This is a genomic window from Enterobacter sp. JBIWA005 (genome assembly GCF_019968805.1).
In the GTDB taxonomy this organism is placed as follows: domain Bacteria; phylum Pseudomonadota; class Gammaproteobacteria; order Enterobacterales; family Enterobacteriaceae; genus Enterobacter; species Enterobacter vonholyi.
Genome location: NZ_CP074159.1, coordinates 2,485,911 through 2,509,713, shown reverse-complemented (window position 1 = coordinate 2,509,713; position 23,803 = coordinate 2,485,911). Strand labels below are relative to the sequence as shown.

Annotated in this window: 23 protein-coding genes; 17 read left to right on the top strand and 6 right to left on the bottom strand. The window is 55.0% G+C overall.

All coding sequences use genetic code 11. The features are described from left to right. Position 1: 1 nt before the first annotated feature. The 5 genes from sapD to pspF form a co-directional block, all read right to left on the bottom strand. On the bottom strand, positions 2-994 hold the full coding sequence (sapD, locus tag KGP22_RS11855) for a putrescine export ABC transporter ATP-binding protein SapD (RefSeq protein ID WP_008501228.1): 993 nt from the start codon (positions 992-994) through the stop codon (positions 2-4). Then, entirely contained in the window at positions 994-1,884 is an 891-nt protein-coding gene (sapC, locus tag KGP22_RS11850) for a putrescine export ABC transporter permease SapC (protein ID WP_111965098.1), read from the bottom strand. Before sapC ends, sapD begins: the two co-directional genes overlap by 1 nt. Next, the gene (sapB, locus tag KGP22_RS11845) at positions 1,871-2,836 is read right to left on the bottom strand and encodes a putrescine export ABC transporter permease SapB (protein ID WP_069719064.1); all 966 of its coding nucleotides are present in this window, start codon (positions 2,834-2,836) and stop codon (positions 1,871-1,873) included. Before sapB ends, sapC begins: the two co-directional genes overlap by 14 nt. Then, positions 2,833-4,473, bottom strand: coding sequence for an ABC transporter substrate-binding protein SapA (gene sapA, locus KGP22_RS11840; protein WP_223579029.1), 1,641 nt, complete (start codon positions 4,471-4,473; stop codon positions 2,833-2,835). Before sapA ends, sapB begins: the two co-directional genes overlap by 4 nt. A gap of 87 nt (positions 4,474-4,560) precedes the next feature. Continuing rightward, positions 4,561-5,538: a phage shock protein operon transcriptional activator gene (pspF, locus tag KGP22_RS11835; protein ID WP_136194970.1), complete on the bottom strand. Its 978-nt coding sequence runs from the start codon at positions 5,536-5,538 to the stop codon at positions 4,561-4,563. 166 nt (positions 5,539-5,704) lie between these two features. Here pspF and pspA point away from each other — a divergent pair, with 166 nt between their 5' ends. The 15 genes from pspA (at position 5,705) to KGP22_RS11760 (ending at position 20,140) form a co-directional block, all read left to right on the top strand. Beyond that, positions 5,705-6,373 carry a phage shock protein PspA gene (gene pspA / locus KGP22_RS11830; RefSeq protein WP_023335926.1) on the top strand — a complete coding sequence of 223 codons (669 nt, stop codon included), beginning with the start codon at positions 5,705-5,707 and terminating at the stop codon, positions 6,371-6,373. Positions 6,374-6,422: 49 nt separating this feature from the next. Then, complete coding sequence (gene pspB / locus KGP22_RS11825; RefSeq protein WP_023312045.1) at positions 6,423-6,647, top strand: envelope stress response membrane protein PspB; 225 nt, start codon at positions 6,423-6,425, stop codon at positions 6,645-6,647. Beyond that, positions 6,647-7,006 carry an envelope stress response membrane protein PspC gene (pspC, locus tag KGP22_RS11820; RefSeq protein WP_008501237.1) on the top strand — a complete coding sequence of 120 codons (360 nt, stop codon included), beginning with the start codon at positions 6,647-6,649 and terminating at the stop codon, positions 7,004-7,006. Before pspB ends, pspC begins: the two co-directional genes overlap by 1 nt. Positions 7,007-7,018: 12 nt before the next feature. Further along, positions 7,019-7,243, top strand: coding sequence for a phage shock protein PspD (gene pspD / locus KGP22_RS11815; protein WP_111965095.1), 225 nt, complete (start codon positions 7,019-7,021; stop codon positions 7,241-7,243). Positions 7,244-7,439: 196 nt separating this feature from the next. Continuing rightward, on the top strand, positions 7,440-9,137 hold the full coding sequence (locus KGP22_RS11810) for a sugar phosphorylase (protein WP_282443073.1): 1,698 nt from the start codon (positions 7,440-7,442) through the stop codon (positions 9,135-9,137). 14 nt (positions 9,138-9,151) lie between these two features. After that, entirely contained in the window at positions 9,152-10,444 is a 1,293-nt protein-coding gene (locus KGP22_RS11805) for an ABC transporter substrate-binding protein (RefSeq protein ID WP_223579026.1), read from the top strand. A gap of 22 nt (positions 10,445-10,466) precedes the next feature. Beyond that, on the top strand, positions 10,467-11,348 hold the full coding sequence (locus KGP22_RS11800; RefSeq protein ID WP_114977065.1) for a sugar ABC transporter permease: 882 nt from the start codon (positions 10,467-10,469) through the stop codon (positions 11,346-11,348). Then, entirely contained in the window at positions 11,335-12,177 is an 843-nt protein-coding gene (locus KGP22_RS11795; RefSeq protein ID WP_223579023.1) for a carbohydrate ABC transporter permease, read from the top strand. Before KGP22_RS11800 ends, KGP22_RS11795 begins: the two co-directional genes overlap by 14 nt. A 28-nt stretch (positions 12,178-12,205) precedes the next feature. Then, complete coding sequence (locus tag KGP22_RS11790; RefSeq protein WP_115875353.1) at positions 12,206-13,258, top strand: zinc-binding alcohol dehydrogenase; 1,053 nt, start codon at positions 12,206-12,208, stop codon at positions 13,256-13,258. A 17-nt stretch (positions 13,259-13,275) separates the two neighbouring features. Continuing rightward, on the top strand, positions 13,276-14,064 hold the full coding sequence (locus KGP22_RS11785; RefSeq protein ID WP_223579019.1) for a sugar phosphate isomerase/epimerase family protein: 789 nt from the start codon (positions 13,276-13,278) through the stop codon (positions 14,062-14,064). 11 nt (positions 14,065-14,075) lie between these two features. After that, entirely contained in the window at positions 14,076-15,134 is a 1,059-nt protein-coding gene (locus KGP22_RS11780; RefSeq protein ID WP_223579017.1) for a Gfo/Idh/MocA family oxidoreductase, read from the top strand. Beyond that, a complete protein-coding gene (locus KGP22_RS11775; protein WP_223579015.1) occupies positions 15,128-17,407 on the top strand; it encodes a glycoside hydrolase family 65 protein in 2,280 nt (759 codons plus the stop codon). Before KGP22_RS11780 ends, KGP22_RS11775 begins: the two co-directional genes overlap by 7 nt. Beyond that, on the top strand, positions 17,397-18,062 hold the full coding sequence (pgmB, locus tag KGP22_RS11770) for a beta-phosphoglucomutase (RefSeq protein WP_223579013.1): 666 nt from the start codon (positions 17,397-17,399) through the stop codon (positions 18,060-18,062). The genes KGP22_RS11775 and pgmB overlap by 11 nt, the downstream gene beginning before the upstream one ends. Positions 18,063-18,075: 13 nt before the next feature. Continuing rightward, a complete protein-coding gene (locus KGP22_RS11765) occupies positions 18,076-19,158 on the top strand; it encodes an ABC transporter ATP-binding protein (protein ID WP_223579011.1) in 1,083 nt (360 codons plus the stop codon). Between the two features lie 67 nt (positions 19,159-19,225). Continuing rightward, entirely contained in the window at positions 19,226-20,140 is a 915-nt protein-coding gene (locus KGP22_RS11760) for an OmpG family monomeric porin (protein WP_223579009.1), read from the top strand. 34 nt (positions 20,141-20,174) lie between these two features. On the opposite strand, the gene KGP22_RS11755 is transcribed toward KGP22_RS11760, so the two are convergent. Further along, positions 20,175-21,185: a LacI family DNA-binding transcriptional regulator gene (locus KGP22_RS11755; protein WP_223579007.1), complete on the bottom strand. Its 1,011-nt coding sequence runs from the start codon at positions 21,183-21,185 to the stop codon at positions 20,175-20,177. Between the two features lie 155 nt (positions 21,186-21,340). Here KGP22_RS11755 and KGP22_RS11750 point away from each other — a divergent pair, with 155 nt between their 5' ends. Continuing rightward, positions 21,341-22,738: a YcjX family protein gene (locus KGP22_RS11750; protein ID WP_223579005.1), complete on the top strand. Its 1,398-nt coding sequence runs from the start codon at positions 21,341-21,343 to the stop codon at positions 22,736-22,738. Beyond that, on the top strand, positions 22,735-23,787 hold the full coding sequence (locus KGP22_RS11745; protein WP_223579001.1) for a YcjF family protein: 1,053 nt from the start codon (positions 22,735-22,737) through the stop codon (positions 23,785-23,787). The genes KGP22_RS11750 and KGP22_RS11745 overlap by 4 nt, the downstream gene beginning before the upstream one ends. Positions 23,788-23,803 lie beyond the last annotated feature (16 nt).

The window sequence follows — 23,803 nt, the reverse complement described above, 5'->3', positions numbered from 1 at the left end:
TTCACTCTCTCTCCATGTTCAGCGGGAAATGACAGGCGTAAAGATGATTTTTTGCCCCGGTCAGGCGTGGCGTCTCGATACATTTACGCTGAGCGTAGGGGCAACGCGGCCCCAGACGACAGCCTATCGGCAAAGATTCCAGCAGTGGAATCGCCCCGGGCAGGGTATTCAGGCGGCTTTTATGCGGCATGGCGCTGCCAAAATCCGGAATGGCGCGGATAAGCGCCTGCGTATACGGGTGGTGCGGCGCGGTGATCAGATCTTCACTCGGCGCGGTTTCGACCGTTTGCCCGCAGTACATCACGTCAATTTTATCCGCCCATTTGCTGAGCATTTGCAGGTCATGGCTGATCAGCAAAATAGTGGTGTTGTTATTCTGGTTGAGGCGCGACAGCAGGCGGAAAATTTGCGCCTGCGTGGTGGGTTCCATCGCGTTCGTTGGTTCATCCGCAATCAGCAGGCGCGGCTGATTGGCCAGCGCGATGGCAATCATCACTTTCTGACATTCGCCGTCGGTCAGCTCGTAAGGGAAGCTGCGCATCGCATCTTTGTGGTCTTTGATCCCGACGCGGTGTAAAAGCTCGATGGCGCGACGCTTGCGCCAGCCAACGCGTTGCCACCAGCGGCCTTTGTAGGTCCAGCCGGGAATGTTCTGCATCAACTGTTTACCCACGCGTTCGGATGGGTCGAGACAGGACTGCGGCTCCTGGAAAATCATCGAGACGTTGTGGCCGACCAGCTTACGCCGCTCACGAGGGGAGAGGCGCAGCAGATCGATATCATCAAACCGCATACGGTCTGCGGTCACGCGCCAGTTGTCTTTCGCCACGCCGCAGATAGCTTTGGCAATCAGGCTTTTTCCTGAGCCGGATTCTCCCACCAGCCCGCGAATTTCCCCCTCCGCGAGGGTGATACTGATGCGATCGACGGCTTTAACCCAGCCTTCACCGGTTTTGAATTCGATGGTGAGGTTGCGGATATCAAGAAGCGGCATTATTGCACCCCCGCGTTAATTGCACGGCGAATACCGTCGCCCAGCAAATTGATCAGCAGCACGCTTACCATAATGGCCGCACCCGGCAGCATGACCGTCCACGGTGCTACGTAAATTAACTCCAGCGCGTCGCCAAGCATCGCCCCCCATTCGGGCGACGGCAGCTGCGCGCCGAGGTCAAGGAAGCCGAGCGCCGCGATGTCCAGGATCGCCATCGACAGGGCGCGAGTGATCTCGGTGACCAGCCCTGAGGCGATGTTAGGCAGCACGGCAAACCACAGAATGTTGAAGGTCGTCGCGCCGTCCAGACGCGCGGCGACGACATACTCTTTTTCCAGCTCATCATGCACCATGCTGTAAACCGAGCGCACGATGCGCGGCAGGATAGCCAGCCAGACGGCGAACATGGCATGCGATAGATGCGGACCGGCAAAGGCAACAACAATGATCGCCAGCAGCAGGGACGGAATTGACAGCAGCGTATCCAGAATGTGATTAAGCACCGCCGAACGGAGACCATGCGTGGAGCCCGCAAAAATACCGAGCGCCAGCCCGCAGATCGTTGCCGCGAGCGTCACCACAAATGCGCCGCCGACCGTCGGGGCCGCACCGCTCAGCAGGCGGCTCAACACGTCACGTCCGAGATCGTCCGTTCCCAGGAAGAAGGAGACTTCGCCGTAGCGCGACCAGGACGGCGGCAGCAGCTGATAGCCGAGGAACTGCTGATCGATGCCATACGGCGCAAACCACGAGCCAAAGACGCACAGCAATACCAGACCGGCGCAGCCATAAAGGCCGATCATTGCCGTGGTGTCACCATAGAATTTACGCCACACGGTACGCAGCACGCCGGGCGTGCGCTTTTCACTGTATACGTTATCGTAAGGCATACCATTCCTTATGCTTCAATGGGTTAGCCATGGCACCCAGAATATCGGACAACACGTTAACAATAATGACCAGAGAACCAATCACCATCACACCCGCAGAAATAGCGGCATAATCCTGCTGGCGGATGGCGTTAATCAGCCATCGCCCCAGGCCTGGCCAGCTAAAGACCATCTCGGTGATCATGGCCAGCGTCAGCATGGTGGAAAACTGTAATCCCAGGCGCGGAATAACCGGCGGCAGCGCGTTGTGCAGGACGTTGCGGCGCAGTATGGTCAGGCGCGACAGTCCGCGCGTGGCGGCGGCTTTGACATAGTTCTGGTCAAACACCTCGATGGTGCTCAGGCGCATCAGGCGGATCACTTCGGTTGTTGGCGCAACCGCCAGCGTCAGCACCGGCAATACCATATGGCGCAGGGCGCTGACGATCATCTCGTGGCGCCATACGGAATCGGACAGCCACGCGTCAATGATGGCAAATCCCGTCACCGTTTTAACCGTATAGAGCAGATCAAAACGGCCAGAAACCGGAAGCCAGCCCATCGTCAGCGAGAAGAAAAGCGTCAGCAGCAGCGCCAGCCAAAAGACCGGGATGGAGAAGCCGAGCAGGGCGAGGGCGCTGATAAATTTATCCTGCCATTTGTTGCGATAAATCCCGGCCAGCATGCCCACTGGGATCCCGACCATCAGGGCAAAACCGAAGGCCAGAATGCACAGTTCCATCGTGGCCGGGAAAACCTCTTTCAACTGATCGGAAATAAGCTGCCCGTTAATGCTGGATACGCCGAAATCCCAGTGCAGCAGCCCGTTAAACCAGAACAGCCAGGCATCCCACAGCGACGACCCCTGGAGCGGGGCGTGGGGCGTGAAATAGCTCAGGCTGAAGCCGACAAAGTTCAGGAAAAAGAGCGTCACCAGCAGTAAAAGGAGCCGACGCAAGGTAAAAATAATCATGGTTTTTTCACCTCTTGTTCTTTTTCACGCGATACGCCGGCGAACGAGGCGTTGCCGAACGGGCTCAGCACCAGGCCCTTAATATCATAACGATAGGCCTGAAGACGCAGGGAAGAGGCCAGCGGCAGCACCGGCAGTTCCTGGGCCAGGATCTTCTGCGCTTCATCATAGGCGTCGATGCGCGAGGCCAGCTGTTGGGAAGACAGCGCTTTTTGCAGCACGGCGTCAAACTCCCGGTTACACCAGTGGGCGTAGTTGGTCTGCGAGTTTATCGCTGCACAGCTCAGCAGCGGCCGGAAGAAGCTGTCCGGGTCGTTACTGTCGGTAGCCCAGCCGGTCAGGGTTAAATCATGATTCATGTCCATCAGGCGCGCCTCCTGGAAACGGCCCTCAACCGGTACGATGATCACTTTGACGCCCACCTGCGCCATATCCGCCTGCAGCAGTTCGGCGGTCTTGAGCGGGCTCGGGTTCCACGCCTGGGAACTGGTTGGCACCCAAAGCTGCAGCGTCAGGTTTTCCGCCCCCAGCGCTTTCAGCTGTTCACGCGCTTTTGCCGGATTGTATTCCGTAATTTTAGCCTCACCGTCGTAGGCCCACGAGGCGCGCGGTAAAATTGAGGCGGCGGTTTCCGCCGTGCCGTAGTAGATCGACTGCATCAGGCGCTGGTTGTTAATCGCCAGCGCCAGAGCGTGTCGAACGGCAGGGTTATTCAACGGCGGCTTATCCGTGTTAAAGGCCAGATACGCGATGTTCATCCCCGGGCGTAACGTCAGGCGCAGGCGCGGATCGTCGCGCAAAATCGTGAGCTGGCTGGCCGCGGGCCAGGCAAGCACGTCGCATTCCCCGGTGAGCAGTTTCGACAGACGCCCCGTCCCGCCAGAACCCAAATCGACCACCACCTGCGGCATCAGCGGCGTACCGCGCCAGAAGTGTTCATGGCGTTGCAGACGAATATATTGACCGGCGCGGTATTCGGTCAGCTGGAACGGACCGGTGCCGACCGGCTGGCGATCGAGCAGTTCCTGACGATCTTTTTTCGTCAGCTGAGCCGCGTATTCGGCCGACATGACGGATGCATAGTGGGTCGCCAGGTGCCAGAGGAAGGAGGCATCCGGGCGCCTCAGCGTGAATTCAACCGTGCGGTTGTCCAGCTTACGCACGCTTTTCACGGTGTCGGCAAACTGCAGGCTGTCAAAATAGGGGAAGTTGCTGCCGTTAACGTTATGCCACGGGTGGTTGCGGTTGAAGATACGCTGGAAGGTAAAGACCACGTCATCCGCATTCAGCTTGCGCGAGGGGGTAAACCACGGCGTGCGCTGGAACGCGACATCATCGCGCAGGTGAAAACGGTAGGTTGCGCCGTTATCCAGCACTTCCCAGCTTTCCGCAAGCTCGGGCACCAGACGGTAGGTGTACGGGTCGACGTCAAGCAGACGATCGTAAAGCTGCGCGGCAAGGGTATCCACGATCAGGCCGCTGCCCGCTTTTTGCGGGTTGAAGGTGTCCACTTGTCCGCTTACGCAATAGACGAAGCCGCTGTCACGAATGTCAGGCTGTGGCGTTTGCCCGGGCGCGGCAAAGGCCAGGCTGCTAAACAGACCAAGTGCAAAAAAGGACGATAAAACCAGACGCATAATTTTTAAGGTTTTTAGGTTCGATCTGCAAAGTGTATCGCACTTACACCTGCTTCGTAAAAATGTCTATGGTAAGTGCTGATATTGTCAGCGCATTTGATGCTTTTTAAGCAATGCCCTTAACTGATGGTAGGTCAGACCCAGCAGTTCAGCCGCCCGTTTCTGGTTATATTTCGCCGTCTTAAGGCTGTGCTCCAGCAGCTGTTTCTCCTGTTCGTGCTGGAACTGGCGTAAATCGAGAGGCAGAGAGGGGAGATCGCCTGAAGACGCTGGTGCCGGCAGCGGAGTCGCGCTGCGCTGAAAAGGATCGATAATGATGTTGTCCAGCTCGGTCTCGCTGCTGCCGTGGCGATAGACGGAACGCTCCACGACGTTTTTTAGCTCGCGGATATTTCCCGGCCAGTGGTAAGCCAGCAGCGTCTCCCGAGCATAATCGCTGAAGCCGGGGAAGAGCGGCAGTCCGAGCTCGCGGCACATCTGAATCGCAAACTGGTCTGCCAGCAGCATGATGTCGCTTTTGCGCTCGCGCAGCGGAGGAAGCTGAACGACGTCAAAGGCCAGGCGGTCAAGCAGGTCGGCGCGGAATTTCTCCTCCGCCACCATCTCCGGCAGGTTGGCGTTAGTGGCGCACACCAGGCGCACGTTCACCTGCAGCGGCTGGCTACCGCCGACGCGCTCCAGCTCGCCGTACTCAATCACGCGCAGCAGTTTTTCCTGCACCAGCATGGGCGCGGTTGCCAGTTCATCCAGAAACAGCGTACCGCCGTCGGCGCGCTCAAAGCGTCCTGGATGGCGTTTCTGGGCACCGGTAAACGCACCCGCTTCATGGCCGAAGAGCTCGGTGTCGAGCAGGTTTTCATTCAGCGCCGCGCAGTTCAGGGAAATGAAGGGGCCGTCCCAGCGCCCGGATAAATAGTGCAGACGGTTGGCGATGAGTTCCTTACCCGTACCGCGCTCGCCGATGATTAGCACCGGTTTGTTAAGCGGCGCCAGGCGAGAGACCTGTTCCAGCACTTCGAGAAAGCTATTTGCTTCGCCGAGTAAATTGTCTTTGTATCCAGGCATGATGAAATTAACCACTCCTTAGCGATATTCACCAGGAAAGAGTAAACCTTCATTGCATGAAAATCAATCAGGCTCAGTGAAATCAATAAGATAAAAAGTTGGCATGATGTTTGTATTATCAGTACAGCAGGGCATAGCCCGATAACAGAACTATGAGGATTAGATTATGGGTATTTTTTCTCGTTTTGCCGACATCGTGAACGCCAACATCAACTCACTGCTTGAGAAAGCAGAAGATCCGCAGAAGCTGGTGCGTCTGATGATTCAGGAGATGGAAGACACGCTGGTTGAAGTGCGTTCAACCTCCGCCCGCGCCCTGGCGGAGAAAAAACAGCTTACGCGTCGTATTGAACAGGCGACCGCTCAGCTGAACGAATGGCAGGAAAAAGCGGAACTGGCGCTGCGCAAAGACAAAGAAGATCTGGCCCGTGCGGCGCTGATCGAAAAACAGAAGCTGGCTGATATGGTCGCGACGCTTGAGCATGAAGTGACGCTGGTGGACGACACGCTCACCCGTATGAAGAAAGAGATTGGCGAGCTGGAAAACAAGCTGAGCGAGACCCGCGCGCGTCAGCAGGCGCTGACCCTGCGTCACCAGGCTGCGAGCTCCTCCCGCGACGTGCGTCGTCAGCTGGACAGCGGTAAGCTGGATGAAGCGATGGCCCGTTTTGAATCGTTTGAACGTCGTATCGATCAGATGGAAGCTGAAGCCGAAAGCCACGGCATCGGTAAGCCGAAGTCGCTGGATCAACAGTTCGCCGACCTGAAGGCTGATGATGAAATCAGCGAGCAGCTGGCGGCACTGAAAGCCAAAATGAAGCAAGACAACCAATAATAATTCCTGCGGCACCTGAACGTGCCGCATCGTAAGACAAGGAGTACACATGAGCGCGCTTTTTCTGGCCATTCCCCTGACAATTTTCGTGCTGTTCGTTTTGCCGATTTGGCTGTGGCTGCACTATAGCAACCGTTCTTCACGGGGCGAACTTTCCCAGAGTGAACAACAGCGTCTGGTACAGCTCTCCGATGAAGCGAACAAAATGCGCGAACGCATTCAGGCGCTGGAAGCCATCCTGGATGCTGAACATCCAAACTGGAGGGACCGTTAATGTCTGGACTGAATCTGAACAAAAAGCTGTGGCGAATTCCACAGCAGGGCATGGTGCGCGGCGTCTGTGCCGGGCTGGCGCATTATCTTGACGTCCCGGTTAAGCTGGTACGCGTGGTGACGGTGCTGTCGATCTTCTTTGGTCTGGCATTTATCACCCTGGTAGCTTATATCGTGCTGTCGTTTGTTCTTGACCCGATGCCGGAAGGAGAGCTGGCTGCGGAGGGTGCCCCAACCAGCAGCGATCTTCTTAATGCGGTTGATGCGCAACTCGCCGCCGGTGAGAAGCGGTTACGGGAAATGGAACGCTATGTCACGTCGGATACCTTTACGCTGAGAAGTCGTTTTCGTCAGCTTTAAGAGAGAGATGAGATGAAACAACACTGGCAACAGGCCGGTCAGAAGGTAAAACCCGGCCTGAAAATCGCAGGTAAACTGGTCCTGCTGACCGCGTTACGGTTCGGCCCGGCAGGCGTGGCGGGCTGGGCGATCAAATCCGTTGCCCGCAAGCCGATCAGAATGGTGCTGGCCGTGGCGCTCGAACCGCTGTTGCAAAAGGTGGCAAAACGGCTTTCTCGCCGCTACTTATCCCAATAATTCCCGCTGGCGCTAGTCCTTTCCCTGACGGGCGAGGGACTGGCGATAGCTCACCGCATTTCCTCTTTACCCGTTCTTTCTTTGCGGCAGCTCACAATATTGTGCTGAGCTGCTTTGCAATCACCTTTTTCACCTCCCCGGTCCGTTGACAGATATTTTTCATGGGAGTAGATTGCCACTTCGTGGGACCGCTACCATGGAAAATGAAATGAATCCAAAAATTAAAGAGCTCATTAATCTTGTTTACGGGGAAACGTTTTCTGAAGCCCATTTGAATGTGCTGCTGGAAAATATCGGAAAGATCGCCTCTGTTATTACAGAAAAACGTAAAACGGGTTGGGATGAAAAAGACGTTGTCCTGATCACTTATGCCGATCAGTTTTCAGCGGAAGGGAAGAAGGCGCTACCGGTTTTTACACGGTTTTATAACAAATGGCTTTCTCATTCTTTTTCTCATGTCCATCTCTTGCCTTTTTATCCATGGTCTTCTGACGACGGATTTTCTGTTATTGATTATCATGAGGTTGCACCTGAAACCGGAACATGGCGAGACGTTGCCGAATTAAAACAGTCAGCCAGTTTAATGTTTGATTTCGTATGCAACCATATGTCAGCCAAAAGCAAATGGTTCGCTAATTACCTGAAGCAAACGCCAGGGTATGACGATTTCTTTATTTCTGTCGATCCTGAAACAGACTTATCCGCGGTGACGCGTCCGCGTGCCTTGCCGCTTCTTACGCCTTTCACACTGCATGATGGCAGCGTGCGATACCTGTGGACTACCTTCAGCGAGGACCAGGTTGATCTCAACTTCGCCTCCCCGCAGGTGCTGATTGCGATGGTCGACGTGCTGCTGCATTACCTGATTGAAGGGGCGCGATACATTCGTCTGGATGCTGTGGGCTTCATGTGGAAAATACCCGGAACAACCTGCATCCATCTTAAGCAAACCCATCAGCTCATCCAGCTTTTCCGCGCCATTACCGAGGCTGTTGCTCCGGGCACGGTGATTATCACCGAGACGAATGTTCCGCATAAAGATAACGTTGCTTACTTTGGTGACGGTGAAAATGAAGCGCAGATGGTTTATCAATTCTCTTTGCCGCCGCTGGTGCTGCACGCGGTGCATTCTCAGGACGTCCGTACGCTGAGCCAGTGGGCGGCGTCGCTTGCGTTACCTTCGACAAAAACGACCTGGTTCAATTTCCTGGCCTCACATGATGGCATTGGTCTCAACCCATTACGCGGAATATTATCTGAGTCAGAGATCCTCTCGCTTGTAGAAAAGCTTCAGACCGAAGGTGCGTTGGTTAACTGGAAAAATAACCCGGATGGCACACGAAGCCCGTATGAAATTAATGTGACCTATCTGGATGCTTTGAGTACGCGAGAAAGTCATGATAGCGAACGCATTGCCCGGTTTATTCTGGCGCATGCCGTCCTCTTAAGCTTCCCCGGTGTGCCTGCTGTTTATATCCAGAGTATTCTCGGCTCCCGTAATGATTATGCAGGTGTTAAACGTCTGGGATATAACCGTGCGATAAATCGCGAGAAATATACCGCAGGACAAATTGATAGTGCGCTTGAAGATAAAAGCAGTCTGCGTTATCAGGTCTATTGCGCGTTAAGCCAGTTAATCGCGCTGCGTCGTGCGGAAAAAGCATTCCACCCTGACAGTCAGGCTTATTTTAGTGCGTCAGGTGAACATGTTTTAAAAATCGTTCGTGTGGCGGATTGTGGCGAGAAAATAACGGCGCTGTTTAATTTCAGTGATGGCTTTCAAACGGTAGAGTCCGATATTCAATCCGGAACGGATTTGATTTCAGGAGAAGTTATTACAGATAAAACGCTGACCCTACATCCATGGCAGGTGTTGTGGATTAAAGAAAACTAAAAAGGACCTTAAAAATGAAAATGCCCAGAATTGTGCTGATTTCAGCACTGGTTTCGTGCGCTTTGTTATCAGGCTGTAAGGATGACAAAAAGTCCACTGTCACCATTGAGTTTATGCACTCATCAGTCGAGCAGGAGCGTCAGGCGGTTATCACGAAGCTGATCGAAAAGTTCGAGAAAGAGAACCCTGGCATCACGGTAAAACAGGTACCGGTGGAAGAGGATGCCTACAACACTAAGGTGATTACGCTGGCTAGAACCGGCGCGCTGCCTGAAGTGATTGAAGTCAGCCATGACTACGCAAAAGTAATGGACAAGGAACAGCTGCTGGATCGCAAAGCTATCGGCGAAGCCATTAACGCGGTAGGCGAAAACACTTTCTATGACGGCATCTTGCGTGTTGTTCGTACGGAAGACGGTTCAGCCTGGACGGGCGTGCCGGTCAGCGCCTGGCTTTCCGGCGTCTGGTATCACAAAGATGTGCTGGCCGCGGCGGGCATTCAGGAGCCACATAACTGGGAACAGCTACTGCAAGCCAGCCAGCGCCTTAACGACCCGGCTAAAAAGCATTACGGCATCGCGCTGCCGACGGCGGAAAGCGTGATGACCGAGCAGTCGTTTTCTCAGTTTGCGCTTTCCGGCGGCGCAAACGTGTTTGATGCCAAAGGGAACGTCGACATCGATACCCCTGAAATGGCAAAAGCCCTGGCGTTTTATAAAGCGCTGGCCGCGACCACAATGCCGGGTTCAAACGATGTCATGGAGATCAAAGACGCCTTCATGAACGGTTCAGCGCCTATGGCGGTTTACTCCACCTACATCCTGCCTGCCGTCTACAAGGACGGAAACCCCTCTAACCTGGGCTTCGTTGTCCCGACTGAAAAGTCATCGGCGGTGTACGGCATGATCACCTCCCTGACGGTCACCACCGGACAAACTGAAGAGGAGACCGAAGCGGCCGAGAAGTTTGTGACCTGGATGGAACAGGCTCAAAACGCGACGGACTGGGTCATGATGTCGCCTGGCGCGGCACTGCCGGTGAACAAGCTAGTGGTGGGCACCGATACCTGGAAAAACAACGACGTGATTAAAGCGTTTGGGCAACTGCCTTATGAACTGATTGCGCAGTTCCCGAACGTGCAGGTGTTTGGCGCGGTTGGGGATAAAAACTTCACCCGCATGGGCGATGTAACGGGCTCCGGCATTATCAGTTCCATGGTGCATAACGTCACGGTGGGGCAGAAGGACCTTAATACAACGTTAAGCAGCAGCCAGAAGCGACTGACTGATCTTATTTCACAACGATAGGAGCGCTCTGCGGAAGGAAATTATGAAGACGTTGTTTTCTGGTCGTTCAGATATGCCTTTCGCCATGCTGCTGTTGGCCCCCAGCCTGATTCTGCTGGGGGGCCTGGTGGCCTGGCCAATGATTTCCAATATTGAAATCAGTTTTTTACGACTGCCGCTTAACCCGCGCATTAGCGCTGTGTTTGTCGGGCTGGATAATTACATTCGCATCCTCAGCGATGCCGCCTTCTGGCACTCGCTGTGGATGACGTTCTGGTACACCGCGCTGGTCGTGCTCGGCAGTACCGGGCTGGGGCTTGCCGTCGCCATCTTCTTTAACCGGGAGTTTCGTCTGCGGAAAACGGCACGTTCACTGGTGATTTTATCCTACGTTACCCCGTCCATTTCGCTGGTGTTTGCATGGAAATACATGTTCAACAACGGCTACGGCATCGTGAACTATCTGGGCGTTGACCTACTGCATCTGTATGACCAGGCGCCCCTGTGGTTCGACAATCCCGGCAGCAGCTTTGTACTGGTGGTGCTGTTCGCCATCTGGCGTTACTTCCCGTACGCGTTTATCTCATTCCTGGCGATTTTACAGACCATTGATAAATCCCTGTATGAAGCGGCGGAAATGGACGGCGCGAATGCCTGGCAGCGTTTTCGAATCGTTACGCTGCCCGCGATTATGCCGGTGCTGGCAACGGTGGTGACGCTCCGCACTATCTGGATGTTCTACATGTTTGCGGATGTCTACCTGTTGACTACCAAGGTCGATATTTTGGGCGTCTACCTCTACAAAACGGCATTCGCTTTCAATGACCTGGGTAAAGCTGCGGCGATCTCCGTCGTGCTGTTCGTGATCATCTTCGCGGTGATTCTGCTGACCAGAAAAAGGGTAAACCTCAATGGCAACAAATAAACGCGTACTGAGCCGTATTGGTTTTTATCTGGGGCTGTCGGTGTTTCTGGTTATCACGCTGTTCCCGTTCTTCGTGATGCTAATGACGTCGTTTAAGAGTGCGAAAGAGGCGATCTCGCTCCATCCGACCATTCTGCCCCAGGAGTGGACGCTGCAGCATTACATCGACATCTTTAACCCGCTGATCTTCCCGTTTGTGGATTACTTCAAAAACAGCATGATGGTATCGCTGACCTCCTCGGTGATTGCCGTATTTCTCGGCACGCTGGGTGCTTATGCCTTGTCCAAACTGCGTTTTAAAGGACGCACGACGATCAATGCAAGCTTCTACACCGTCTATATGTTCTCCGGGATCTTGCTGGTGGTGCCGCTGTTCAAAATCATCACTGCCCTCGGGATCTACGACACCGAGTTGGCGCTGATCGTCACCATGGTGACCCAGACATTGCCGACAGCGGTGTTCATGCTGCGCAGCTATTTCGACACCATCCCGGACGAAATCGAAGAAGCCGCGATGATGGACGGCCTCAACCGCCTGCAAATCATCTTTCGCATCACCGTCCCGCTTGCGATCTCAGGACTCGTATCGGTGTTTGTCTACTGCTTTATGGTTGCGTGGAACGACTACCTGTTTGCGTCAATTTTCCTGTCCAGCTCTGGCAATTTCACCTTGCCGGTCGGGCTGAACACGCTCTTTAGCACGCCAGATTATATCTGGGGCCGCATGATGGCGGCATCGCTGGTGACGGCGCTTCCGGTGGTCATCATGTACGCCCTGTCTGAACGTTTTATTAAAAGTGGTTTGACCGCCGGTGGCGTGAAGGGCTGAGGCGGCCAATATTAACAAGGAGTCAGTCATGAAAAAATTAGTTGCGACAGCGCCACGCGTGGCGGCGCTGGTGGAATATGAAGATCGTCCGGTTGCAGTCCATGAAGTAAAAATTCGCGCCCGTTTTGGCGCGCCGAAACACGGTACAGAAGTGGTGGATTTCCGCGCCGCCAGCCCGTTTATTGATGAAGAATTCAACGCAGAGTGGCAGATGTTCACGCCGCGTGAAGAGGGCGCAGCGCGCGGTATTGAGTTCGGTAAGTTCCAGCTGGGTAACATGGTTGTTGGCGACATTATTGAATGCGGTGCGGACGTGACGGATTACCAGATCGGCGATCTTGTCTGCTGCTACGGCCCGTTGCAGGAAACGGTCATCGTCAACGCGGTGAACAACTATAAACTGCGTAAAATGCCGCAGGGCGCGTCCTGGAAGAACGCCGTCTGCTACGATCCGGCGCAGTTCGCCATGAGCGGCGTGCGTGATGCCAACGTCCGCGTGGGTGACTTTGTCGTCGTGGTCGGTCTGGGAGCAATCGGGCAGATTGCGATTCAGCTGGCTAAAAAAGCCGGTGCGTCAGTGGTTATCGGCGTTGATCCAATCGAACACCGCTGCGAGATCGCCCGTCGTCACGGCGCGGACCACTGCCTGAACCCAATCGGCACCGATGTCGGCCTGGAAATCAAAAAGCTGACCGGCAAGCAGGGCGCGGACGTGATCATCGAAACCAGTGGTTTTGCCGATGCGCTGCAGTCCGCGCTGCGCGGGCTCGCCTACGGCGGCACCATCTCCTACGTAGCCTTCGCGAAACCGTTCGCTGAAGGCTTTAACCTGGGCCGCGAAGCGCATTTCAATAATGCGAAGATTGTCTTCTCCCGCGCCTGCAGCGAACCAAACCCGGACTATCCGCGCTGGAGCCGCAAGCGTATCGAAGAGACCTGCTGGGAACTGCTGATGAACGGTTATCTCAATTGTGAAGATCTGATCGACCCGGTCGTGACCTTCACCACCAGCGCTGAAAGCTACATGAAATATGTGGACCAGCATCCGGAACTGAGCATCAAAATGGGCGTCACTTTTTAAGCTAAGGAGAGCAAATCATGAAAATCGCAACACAGAACCAGGGCTTTTTCCCGGTCAATATCATGGAGAAATTCGAGTACATCAAAGCGATGGGTTTTGATGGCTACGAAATTGACGGCAAGCTGCTGGTGGAAAACCTCGCCGAGGTGAAAGCGGCGATTAAGGCCACCGGCCTGCCGGTCACGACCGCCTGCGGCGGATACGATGGCTGGATTGGTGACTTTATCGAAGAGCGTCGTCTGAACGGTTTAGCCCAGATTGAACGCATTCTGGAAGCGCTGGCTGAAGTGGGAGGTAAGGGCATTATCGTGCCTGCCGCGTGGGGGATGTTTACCTTTCGACTGCCGCCAATGATCTCTCCACGCAGCCTTGAAGGCGACCGCAAAGCGGTGAGTGCTTCGCTGCGCTGGCTGGATGAGGTGGCAGCGCGCACCGGAACCACCGTCTATCTGGAGCCGCTGAACCGCTATCAGGATCATATGATTAATACCCTGGCAGACGCGCGTCGATACATCGAAGAGAACGGCCTCAAGCATGTGCAGATCATCGGCGATTTCTATCATATGAACATCGAAGAAGACTCGCTGACGGATGCGCTGCATCGGAACCGCGATCTGCTTGGCCATGTGCACATCGCCGATAATCACCGCTACCAGCCGGGCAGCGGCAGCCTCGATTTTGCCAGCCTGTTCGATCAGCTGCGTGCGGATAACTACCAGGGTTACGTGGTATATGAGTGCCGTGTTCGCGCCGATGATCCGGCTCAGGCATACCGGGATTCGCTCACTTATCTGCGTAAATGCTAAGGATGACGAGCGTGATGAGTGCTTCTACACCTTCGCCTCTGCGCGTCGCCATCATTGGCGCCGGGCAGGTCGCGGATAAAGTGCACGCCTCGTATTACGCCACGCGCAGTGATGTTCAGATGGTGGCTGTCATGGACAGCCACTCTGAACAGGCTCGGGCGTTTGCGGAACGTCATGGTATTCCCTCGGCATGGCAGGATGCGCGAGAAATGCTCGAGGCGGTTAAGCCGGATGCGGTGAGCGTCTGCTCGCCTAACCGGTTTCATTTCGAGCACGTCATGGCAGCGCTGGAAGCAGGCTGCCATGTGATGTGTGAAAAACCGCCTGCTATGACGCCACAGGAGGCCGATCGGATGCGCCTGGCTGCGCGCAAGGCGGGAAAAGTGCTGGCGTATGATTTTCACCATCGTTTTGCCCTGGATACTCAGCTGCTGCGTGATGCGGTAATGAACGGAACGCTTGGAGAAATTTACTTCACGTCGGCGCAGGCGCTGCGTCGCTGCGGTGTGCCAGGGTGGGGCGTTTTTACCAATAAATCGCTACAGGGCGGTGGTCCGCTGATTGATATCGGCATCCATATGCTTGATGCAGCAATGTATGTTCTGGGGTTCCCGGCGGTAAAACGGGTGACCGCGCATAGCTTTCAGAGGCTGGGCAACCGTAAAAGCAGCGGTCAGTTTGGCGCGTGGGATCCCACGCAGTTTACCGTGGAAGATGCTCTATTTGGCACGATTGAATTTTGCAATGGCGGCATTCTGCGTCTGGACACGTCGTTTGCGCTCAATATCCGCGAGCAATCGATCATGAACGTCGCATTCTGCGGTGAAAAGGCGGGTGCCACGCTGTTCCCGGCGCACATTTACAACGACGAAGCTGGTGTTTTACAAACTCTTACCCAACGCGAAGAGGCTGACGACCAACGCCACCTGCGCAGTATGGATGCCTTCGTGCGCCATGTGCAGGGAGAACCCGTCATGATCGCTGATGCGGAACAGGGGCTGATTATCCAGCAGCTTGTCGCCGCGCTGTATGAATCAGCAGAAACAGGGGGAAGCGTGACGTTATGCTAAACGTGTCTGTATTAACCGACCCGGGCTTTTGTCCGCACAGTCTGAATAAATACGCCTCCATCATGGCCTGCGGTAATGGCTACATGGGGATCCGCGCTGCGCATGAAGAGGATTACACCCAGCAAACCCGAGGCATGTATCTTGCGGGTCTGTATCATCGTGCTGGTCGCAACGAGACCACTGAGCTGGTCAATTTGCCCGATATCACCGGTATTGAGGTTGAGCTGGACGGGGTAAATTTTACCCTTCTGTCGGGGGACATTCTCGAGTGGCAGCGCGAGCTGGTGTTTGCTAATGGCGAACTTCGTCGCAGCGTAATCTGGCGCTCGCCCGACGGGAAACGCTATCGACTGGAGAGTCGCCGTTTTGTCTCTCTGGATCAGCTGCAGCTGGTGGCCATGCAGCTTGCGATCACCCCGCTCGATGCTGCCTCGCAGGTGGTGATGAAAACCGGCATTGATGCGACACAAACCAATACCGGCCGGCAGCATCTGGATGAAATTTCTGTCAGGGTGTTCGACCAGCACTATATGCAGGGTGTGTATGAAACGCAGGACCGGGCCGCTGATGTTGTTATCTCGGCCTTTTGTCAGCTATCAGCCGACAGCGAAAGCTGTTTTACCGCTAAAAATCGTCGGGTCTCTGCCCACTATTGCCTGACGATAGCGCAAGGTGACACTGTCACACTGGATAAGATTGTCTGGGTTGCCCATCGCAGCGATAAAGCCCTTTCGCAGGAGTCGTTCGCGCGAAGGGCGCTGGCGGATCTCAAGGTTTGTTCGGCAAGGGGGTATGCCTCGCTGCTGGAGAGTTCATCCTGCGCATGGGCAGACGTATGGCGTAACGCCCGGGTGGAAGTGGCTTCTGCAGTTCCTGACGATCAGATGGCGCTGGACTATGCCGTCTGGCATCTGACCACCATGACGCCAGCCCATGATGAGCGGAGCAGCATTGCCGCTAAGGGATTGACCGGCGAGGGGTATAAAGGACACGTCTTCTGGGATACCGAAATATTCCTGCTGCCTTTCCATCTTTTCACCCGTCCGCAGGTGGCCCGCAATCTGCTGCGCTATCGCTGGCTTAACCTGGCCGGGGCCCGGGAAAAAGCCCGCCGCAACGGCTGGCCGGGCGCACTTTTCCCGTGGGAGAGCGCCTTGAGCGGCAAAGAGGAAACGCCGGAGTTCGCGGCTATCAACATCCGAACCGGCATGCGCCAGAAGGTGGCCTCCGCGCTGGCTGAACACCACATCGTGGCGGATATTGCCTGGGCCGTCGTCGCTTACTGGCAGGCGACACACGATGATGCCTTTATGCGAAATGAAGGCCTGACGCTGCTGATGGAAACCGCCGCGTTCTGGATGGGCCGCGCAACGGAGGTAGACGGGCGCCTGGAAATTCATGATGTGATTGGGCCTGACGAATACACCGAGCATGTGAACAACAACGCCTATACCAATTATCTGGCGTGGCATAACGTTGCCTGCGCGCGCCGGTTTATGGCGCAGTTTGGGCGTGAAGATGCGCGTTTTACGGAGAATGCCACGCGGTTCCTGACGCGCTTATGGCTGCCGGAGGCCAATTCAGACGGTGTGATCCCGCAGGATGATACCTTCATGGCGAAACCGGCCATTGATCTCAGCCGCTATAAAGCAAAAGCAGGGAAGCAGACCATTCTGCTCGATTACTCCCGCGCGGAAGTAAACGACATGCAGATCCTGAAGCAAGCTGATGTGGTAATGCTTACCTACCTCTTGCCGGAGCGGTTTACCCCACAGCAATGTGCCGCCAATCTGGCTTTCTACGAGCCCCGCACGATCCATGACTCTTCGCTGAGCAAGGCCATACACGGCATTGTGACCGCCCGCTGTGGTGACACCGAAGGTGCCTACGCCTTCTGGCGTGATGGCGTCGCCATTGACCTTGGGGACGATCCACACAGCTGCGATGACGGTATTCATGCCGCGGCGACCGGCGCTATCTGGTCCGGCGTCATCCAGGGGTTTGCCGGTATGCAGATTGTGGAAGGGGAACTACACCTTGCGCCCAGCCTGCCTGCCCACTGGCGAAGGCTTGCTTTCCCCCTGCGCTGGCGGAACGCAACGCTGCACGTCACCTATGAAAATGAGGTGTTAACCATTGAAACGACGACACCTGTCACGCTGACGCTGTGGGGCAAGACGCTACGCGTATCGGGGCGCAAGGTATGCGCTTATAAGGATTTTCTTGCACCTGTAAATGGGACCGCTACCACGGAGGGGCGCCATGACGCTTAAGGCTGTTGTATTCGATCTGGACGGTGTTATCACCGATACCGCACACCTCCATTTTCTGGCCTGGCGTGCAGTGGCTGACGAAATCGGCATCACCTTCGACGAAGTGTTTAATGAACAGCTGAAGGGAATTAGCCGCATGGATTCCCTTCAGCGCATCCTGAAGCATGGCGGGAAAGAGGGGATGTTTAGTGAAGAGCAGTGCCTCGCGCTGGCGACGAAAAAAAACGCGCTTTATGTCCAGTCTCTGGCGTCGCTGACGGAAGATTCACTGCTTCCGGGTATTCGTGACGTGCTGACGGATATACGTAAAGCGAACGTCAAAACTGGACTCGCCTCCGTTTCCCTGAATGCCCCAGGGATCCTGCACGCGCTGGGCATTTATCAGGCCTTCGATTATTGCGCCGATGCTTCCCGTATTCGCCGCTCAAAGCCAGATCCGGAGATCTTCCTTGCAGCCTGTGCTGGCCTGAAGGTGCGTCCTGAAGAGGCCATGGGCATCGAAGATGCACCTGCAGGCGTAGCGGCGATCAACGCGGCGGGCATGCTGTCGGTTGGGGTGGGTTATGGCCTGAACCATGCGGGACTACAGCTTCATTCAACGCGGGAACTGACCTGGAAATGCCTTACCGAGTTTTGGGCATCCCGGACGTATTGATAAGGAATTAACAATGGCTCAACTGTCTCTGAAAAACATTCAGAAAATCTATGATAACCAGGTCCACGTGGTTAAGGATTTCAATCTCGAAATCGAAGACAAGGAGTTCATCGTCTTCGTCGGGCCTTCAGGCTGCGGTAAATCGACGACACTGCGCATGATCGCCGGTCTGGAGGAGATCACCGCTGGCGAACTGGTGATTGACGGCGTTTGTATGAACGATGTGCCCGCCAAGTCACGCGATATCGCCATGGTATTCCAGAACTATGCGCTTTATCCGCATATGACGGTCTACGACAACATGGCGTTCGGCCTGAAGATGCAAAAAATTGCGCCTGCGGTTATCGAAGAGCGCGTTAACTGGGCGGCACAGATCCTCGGATTACGTGAATACCTAAAGCGTAAACCCGGCGCGCTGTCCGGCGGCCAGCGCCAGCGCGTGGCGTTAGGCAGGGCGATCGTACGTGAGGCGGGCGTGTTCCTGATGGATGAACCGCTCTCAAATCTCGATGCCAAGCTTCGCGTGCAGATGCGGGCTGAAATCAGCAAGCTGAATCAGAAGCTTAACACCACCATGATTTACGTGACCCACGATCAGACGGAAGCCATGACGATGGCGTCCCGCATCGTGATCTTAAAAGACGGCATTATTCAGCAGGTCGGTGCACCTAAGCAGGTGTATAACGAACCGGCAAACATGTTTGTCGCAGGGTTTATTGGATCGCCAGCCATGAACTTTATTCGCGGTGCTATCGACGACCGCTATTTCGTCACGGAAACGCTGCGTCTGGCGATCCCGGAAGACAAGCTCGCTTCACTGAATGCCGCAGGGTATCAGCGCAAAGCCGTGGTCTTTGGGATCCGCCCGGAAGATATTCTCACTCTGCAGAGCAGCGGTAAAAATATCGAGGCGAAAGTCAGCGTAGCCGAACTGACCGGCGCGGAGTTCATGCTCTACGCCACCGTTGGCGGTCATGAGCTGGTTGTTCGTGCTGGCGCTGCGAATGATTATGCCGCTGGGGATAATATCGGCATCCAGTTCGATATGAATAAGTGCCATTTCTTCGACGCTGAAACCGAAGCGGCTATTAGATAAGAAAGGTGTTCGCCGGAAATACCTATTTCCGGTTTTTTTTGTTTGTTACTTATAAAGGGAATATTTGATGAGTACTCTACTAAAAAGTGCTGCGCTCGTGCTGTGCGCAGGGGTTAGCTGCGCACATGCAACAGAAAGCGCTAAAAAGTGGGAATTTAATATTGGCGCGATGTATGAAATAGAAAACGTCGAAGGCCAGGGGGAGGATAAAGACGGGTTATATGAACCTTCCGTGTGGTTTAATGCGACCTGGGATGCCTGGACTATTTCGCTGGCGATGTATCAGGAAGGGCCGGTTGATTATAGCAGCATGACCCGTGGCACCTATTTCGATCGTCCTGAATTTGAATTACGCTATCGCTTTATCGGAACAGATGATTTTACGTTCGGTCTGACCGGAGGCTTCCGTAATTACGGCTATCACTTTAAGGATGAACACGGCGCCAGAGACGGCAGCGCTAATATGCAGCGCTACAAAATTCAGCCTGACTGGGATATAAAATTAACCGACGACTGGCGTTTTGGCGGCTGGTTTGCCATGTATCAGTTTGCTAACGATCTGGAAAAAACCGGCTATTCAGACAGCCGCGTCGAAACCGAAACGGGCTTTACCTGGACCATTAACGACACCTTTGCCGCTAAAGTGAATTACTATTTAGAACGCGGGTTCAACATGGACGGTTCCCGTAATAACGGAGAATTCTCCACCCAGGAAATTCGTGCCTATCTGCCTATTTCGTTAGGCCAGACCACCTTAACGCCTTACACACGACTGGGGCTCGATCGCTGGTCGAACTGGGACTGGCGGGACGATCCCGAGCGTGAAGGACATAATTTCAACCGCGTGGGTATGCAGTACGCCTATGACTTCATTAACGGTTTATCCATGACGCTTGAATACGCCTATGAATGGGAAAACCATGACGAGGGTAAAAACGACCGCTTCCACTATGCGGGCGTTGGGGTAAATTACGCTTTCTGATCGTGTGTCTTCCAGGGGCTAACTGCCCCTGGTTTTAGCGCAGCGAGGCCGCCAGTATAAAATGGGTATCAACCAGCACTTTTTGCGGGGCGGGATGACCTGCAATACGCCTGAAAAGTAGATCGCAGCTCTCTTCCCCCAGCTTTCGGGTGGGGATATCAAACCCGCCAGGTGCGGGTGTTAAAATGAGAGACAGCATCGGGTCACTGTATCCGGCTATCACCACCTGCTCTGGAATCATCAGATTCAACTCATCCGCCGCACGATAGAGGCTTAGCAACTTCATGCTGTCGGTAGCAAATACCGCATCGGGCGGCGTGGATGAAGACAACAGCTCCAGAGCCGCAGTAAGCGCGCTCTCATGGGTATAACCGCCATCCCTGATCCAGTCCGGGTTAAGGGCAATATGGTGCTTTTCCAGGCTGGCTTTATAGCCCGCAAGACGATCGATCGAAACATGATAATCAAGCGGGGCATGCAGACAGGCAATTTTACGGCGTCCGTTTTTAATAAAGGTTTCGGTCAGCGTGGCGCTGTCATGGAAATTATCTGTGTCGACGGAATAGATATTTTGATACTCCCCTTCCACTTTGCCGATAACCACTACCGGTACGCCATACTCATCCAGCGTGGTGAAAAAGGATTCATTTGCCGGTGAGCTCAGCATAATGATCCCTTTGATCATCTTTTGTTTAATTTTACTCACGCATTTCAGCAGATCGTCCTCGCTGCTTTTTGAGGTTTGTAAAATAACGTCAAATCCTTCTTCTTCCGCTTTTGCCGTAATGGCATGAAGGATATCGGAGAAAAAGGGATTACCGGCAGTGGTTTTGGTTGAACGGGTCGAAATAACCATGATGGCATCAAAGCCTGAAGAGGTCAGGGCACGGGCCAGTTTGTTGGGCTGATAATTTAATTCGTCAATCGCCTTCAGCACTTTTTCACGCGCTTCGGGAGAAATATTCGTTTGTTTATTCAGAACGCGGGAAACGGTTGATTTCGATACGCCCGCAACCCGTGCGATATCATAGATGGTGGGTGACATACACCTTACTCACTCCGGACTGACAGCAATGCCGTTCATCTTACTGGAGAGAAAACGGCAATAGCAATAAATAAGAATTGATAATCAACGATCTGCCCCCATTTATTGTATTCTGAAGCCATGCATTCAAGGCTTCCGGGCAACGAAGGACGGTGATGAAGCGACTTAAAAACGAAATTAATTCACTGGTTAACCGTGGCGTTGACCGTCATCTTCGACTGGCGGTAACAGGATTGAGCCGCAGCGGTAAGACGGCGTTTATCACTGCGATGGTAAACCAGCTCATGAACCTGCATGCCGGGGCGCGTCTGCCGTTGCTCAGCGCGGTGCGGGAAGAACGTCTGCTGGGCGTGAAGCGCGTCCCTCAGCGCGATTTTGGTATTCCTCGTTTTACCTATGACGAAGGGCTGGCGCAGCTGTATGGCGATCCGCCCGCGTGGCCGACCCCGACGCGAGGGGTCAGTGAAATTCGTCTTGCGCTGCGTTTTCGCTCGAATGAATCCCTGATGCGCCACTTCAAGGATACTTCCACGTTGTACCTTGAAATCGTCGATTATCCCGGCGAATGGCTGCTCGACCTGCCGATGCTGGCGCAGGATTACCTCAGCTGGTCCCGCCAGATGACGGGCTTGTTGCAGGGGCAACGCGCAGGGTGGTCGGCCAAATGGCGACAGCTTTGCGAAGGACTGGGCCCGCTTGCGCCAGCAGATGAAAACCGTCTTGCGGCCATTGCCGACGCATGGACGGCGTATTTGCACCAGTGTAAACAGGAAGGATTGCACTTCATTCAGCCGGGTCGCTTTGTTCTGCCGGGTGATTTAGCGGGCGCACCTGCGCTTCAGTTCTTCCCCTGGCCGGATGTGGATGGGGTGGGTGAGTCGACGCTGGCGCAGGCTGATAAGCACACGAACGCCGGGATGCTCCGCGAGCGTTACAATTACTACTGTGAAAAAGTGGTCAAGGGATTCTATAAAAACCACTTCTTGCGATTTGATCGTCAGATTGTGCTGGTGGATTGCCTGCAGCCTCTCAACAGCGGGCCGCAGGCCTTCAACGATATGCGCCTGGCGCTGACGCAGCTGATGCAAAGTTTTCACTACGGGCAGCGGACGCTGTTCCGTCGTCTTTTCTCACCGGTGATCGACAAACTGCTCTTTGCGGCCACGAAGGCCGATCACGTCACGGTCGACCAGCATGCCAATATGGTATCGCTGCTGCAGCAGCTGGTGCAGGACGCCTGGCAAAACGCCGCCTTCGAAGGGATCGGCATGGATTGCCTTGGGCTCGCGTCAGTGCAGGCGACACAAAGCGGGCTGATTGATCTTAACGGCGAGAAAATACCGGCATTACGCGGGAACCGGCTCAGCGACGGTGAGCCGCTTACCGTCTATCCGGGCGAAGTGCCTGCGCGGCTGCCGGGTCAGGCCTTCTGGCATAACCAGGGCTTCCAGTTTGAAGCCTTCCGCCCGCAGGCAATGAGTGTCGACAGGCCTTTACCACACATCCGTCTGGATGCGGCGCTGGAGTTTTTGATTGGAGATAAATTGCGATGACGGAACCGTTAAAACCGCGCATAGACTTTACCGGAACGCTTGAGCACGACCCTCAGGAGGCGTTCAAAACCGCGCAGACGTTCAGCGGCACGCAGGCCGATAACTTTTCCCAGGCCCTGACAGAGGAGCCCGCCGTTGAGGAAGGTCCGGCAGAGGCGGTTGTGGAAGCCGCTCTGCGTCCAAAACGAAGCCTGTGGCGCAGGATGGTCACCGCCGGTCTGGCGCTGTTTGGCGTAAGCGTGGTTGGTCAGGGCGTGCAGTGGACGATGAATGCCTGGCAAACTCAGGACTGGGTCGCGCTGGGCGGATGTGCCGCAGGCGCGCTGATTGTGGGGGCGGGCATCGGGTCGGTTACCACCGAGTGGCGTCGGCTCTGGCGTTTGCGCCAGCGCGCGCACGAGCGTGATGAAGCGCGGGATCTGCTCCACAGTCACGGCACCGGCAAAGGTCGTGCCTTCTGTGAAAAGCTGGCCAGCCAGGCCGGAATCGATCAGTCGCACCCGGCGCTTCAGCGCTGGTACGCCGCCATCCATGAAACCCAGAACGATCGGGAAGTGGTGACGCTATATTCCCACATGGTTCAGCCGGTGCTGGATGCCCAGGCGCGGCGCGAGATTAGCCGTTCTGCGGCGGAATCCACCCTGATGATTGCCGTCAGCCCGCTGGCGCTGGTCGATATGGCCTTTATCGCCTGGCGTAATCTGCGCCTGATCAACCGTATCGCGAACCTTTACGGCATAGAGCTGGGTTACTACAGTCGGCTCAGGCTGTTTAAGCTGGTCCTGCTCAATATCGCGTTTGCCGGGGCGAGTGAGCTGGTGCGCGAAGTGGGAATGGACTGGATGTCGCAGGATCTGGCGGCGCGTCTTTCTGCTCGTGCCGCCCAGGGGATTGGCGCAGGATTATTGACGGCGCGTTTGGGGATTAAAGCGATGGAAGTCTGCCGTCCGCTGCCCTGGATTGACGGCGATAAGCCGCGACTGGGGGATTTCAGGCGCGAGCTGATCGGCCAGCTCAAAGAGACGCTCAATAAAAAACCGGCTCCATGAGGTTTTGTTCACTAAT

Excerpts from the sequence above, each read along its gene's own strand:
- sapD (WP_008501228.1), bottom strand. The coding sequence starts at position 994 with ATGCCGCTTCTTGATATCCGCAACCTCACCATCGAATTCAAAACCGGT.
- sapC (WP_111965098.1), bottom strand. The coding sequence starts at position 1,884 with ATGCCTTACGATAACGTATACAGTGAAAAGCGCACGCCCGGCGTGCTG.
- sapB (WP_069719064.1), bottom strand. The coding sequence starts at position 2,836 with ATGATTATTTTTACCTTGCGTCGGCTCCTTTTACTGCTGGTGACGCTC.
- sapA (WP_223579029.1), bottom strand. The coding sequence starts at position 4,473 with ATGCGTCTGGTTTTATCGTCCTTTTTTGCACTTGGTCTGTTTAGCAGC.
- pspF (WP_136194970.1), bottom strand. The coding sequence starts at position 5,538 with ATGCCTGGATACAAAGACAATTTACTCGGCGAAGCAAATAGCTTTCTC.
- pspA (WP_023335926.1), top strand. The coding sequence starts at position 5,705 with ATGGGTATTTTTTCTCGTTTTGCCGACATCGTGAACGCCAACATCAAC.
- pspB (WP_023312045.1), top strand. The coding sequence starts at position 6,423 with ATGAGCGCGCTTTTTCTGGCCATTCCCCTGACAATTTTCGTGCTGTTC.
- pspC (WP_008501237.1), top strand. The coding sequence starts at position 6,647 with ATGTCTGGACTGAATCTGAACAAAAAGCTGTGGCGAATTCCACAGCAG.
- pspD (WP_111965095.1), top strand. The coding sequence starts at position 7,019 with ATGAAACAACACTGGCAACAGGCCGGTCAGAAGGTAAAACCCGGCCTG.
- KGP22_RS11810 (WP_282443073.1), top strand. The coding sequence starts at position 7,440 with ATGGAAAATGAAATGAATCCAAAAATTAAAGAGCTCATTAATCTTGTT.
- KGP22_RS11805 (WP_223579026.1), top strand. The coding sequence starts at position 9,152 with ATGAAAATGCCCAGAATTGTGCTGATTTCAGCACTGGTTTCGTGCGCT.
- KGP22_RS11800 (WP_114977065.1), top strand. The coding sequence starts at position 10,467 with ATGAAGACGTTGTTTTCTGGTCGTTCAGATATGCCTTTCGCCATGCTG.
- KGP22_RS11795 (WP_223579023.1), top strand. The coding sequence starts at position 11,335 with ATGGCAACAAATAAACGCGTACTGAGCCGTATTGGTTTTTATCTGGGG.
- KGP22_RS11790 (WP_115875353.1), top strand. The coding sequence starts at position 12,206 with ATGAAAAAATTAGTTGCGACAGCGCCACGCGTGGCGGCGCTGGTGGAA.
- KGP22_RS11785 (WP_223579019.1), top strand. The coding sequence starts at position 13,276 with ATGAAAATCGCAACACAGAACCAGGGCTTTTTCCCGGTCAATATCATG.
- KGP22_RS11775 (WP_223579015.1), top strand. The coding sequence starts at position 15,128 with ATGCTAAACGTGTCTGTATTAACCGACCCGGGCTTTTGTCCGCACAGT.
- pgmB (WP_223579013.1), top strand. The coding sequence starts at position 17,397 with ATGACGCTTAAGGCTGTTGTATTCGATCTGGACGGTGTTATCACCGAT.
- KGP22_RS11765 (WP_223579011.1), top strand. The coding sequence starts at position 18,076 with ATGGCTCAACTGTCTCTGAAAAACATTCAGAAAATCTATGATAACCAG.
- KGP22_RS11760 (WP_223579009.1), top strand. The coding sequence starts at position 19,226 with ATGAGTACTCTACTAAAAAGTGCTGCGCTCGTGCTGTGCGCAGGGGTT.
- KGP22_RS11755 (WP_223579007.1), bottom strand. The coding sequence starts at position 21,185 with ATGTCACCCACCATCTATGATATCGCACGGGTTGCGGGCGTATCGAAA.
- KGP22_RS11750 (WP_223579005.1), top strand. The coding sequence starts at position 21,341 with ATGAAGCGACTTAAAAACGAAATTAATTCACTGGTTAACCGTGGCGTT.
- KGP22_RS11745 (WP_223579001.1), top strand. The coding sequence starts at position 22,735 with ATGACGGAACCGTTAAAACCGCGCATAGACTTTACCGGAACGCTTGAG.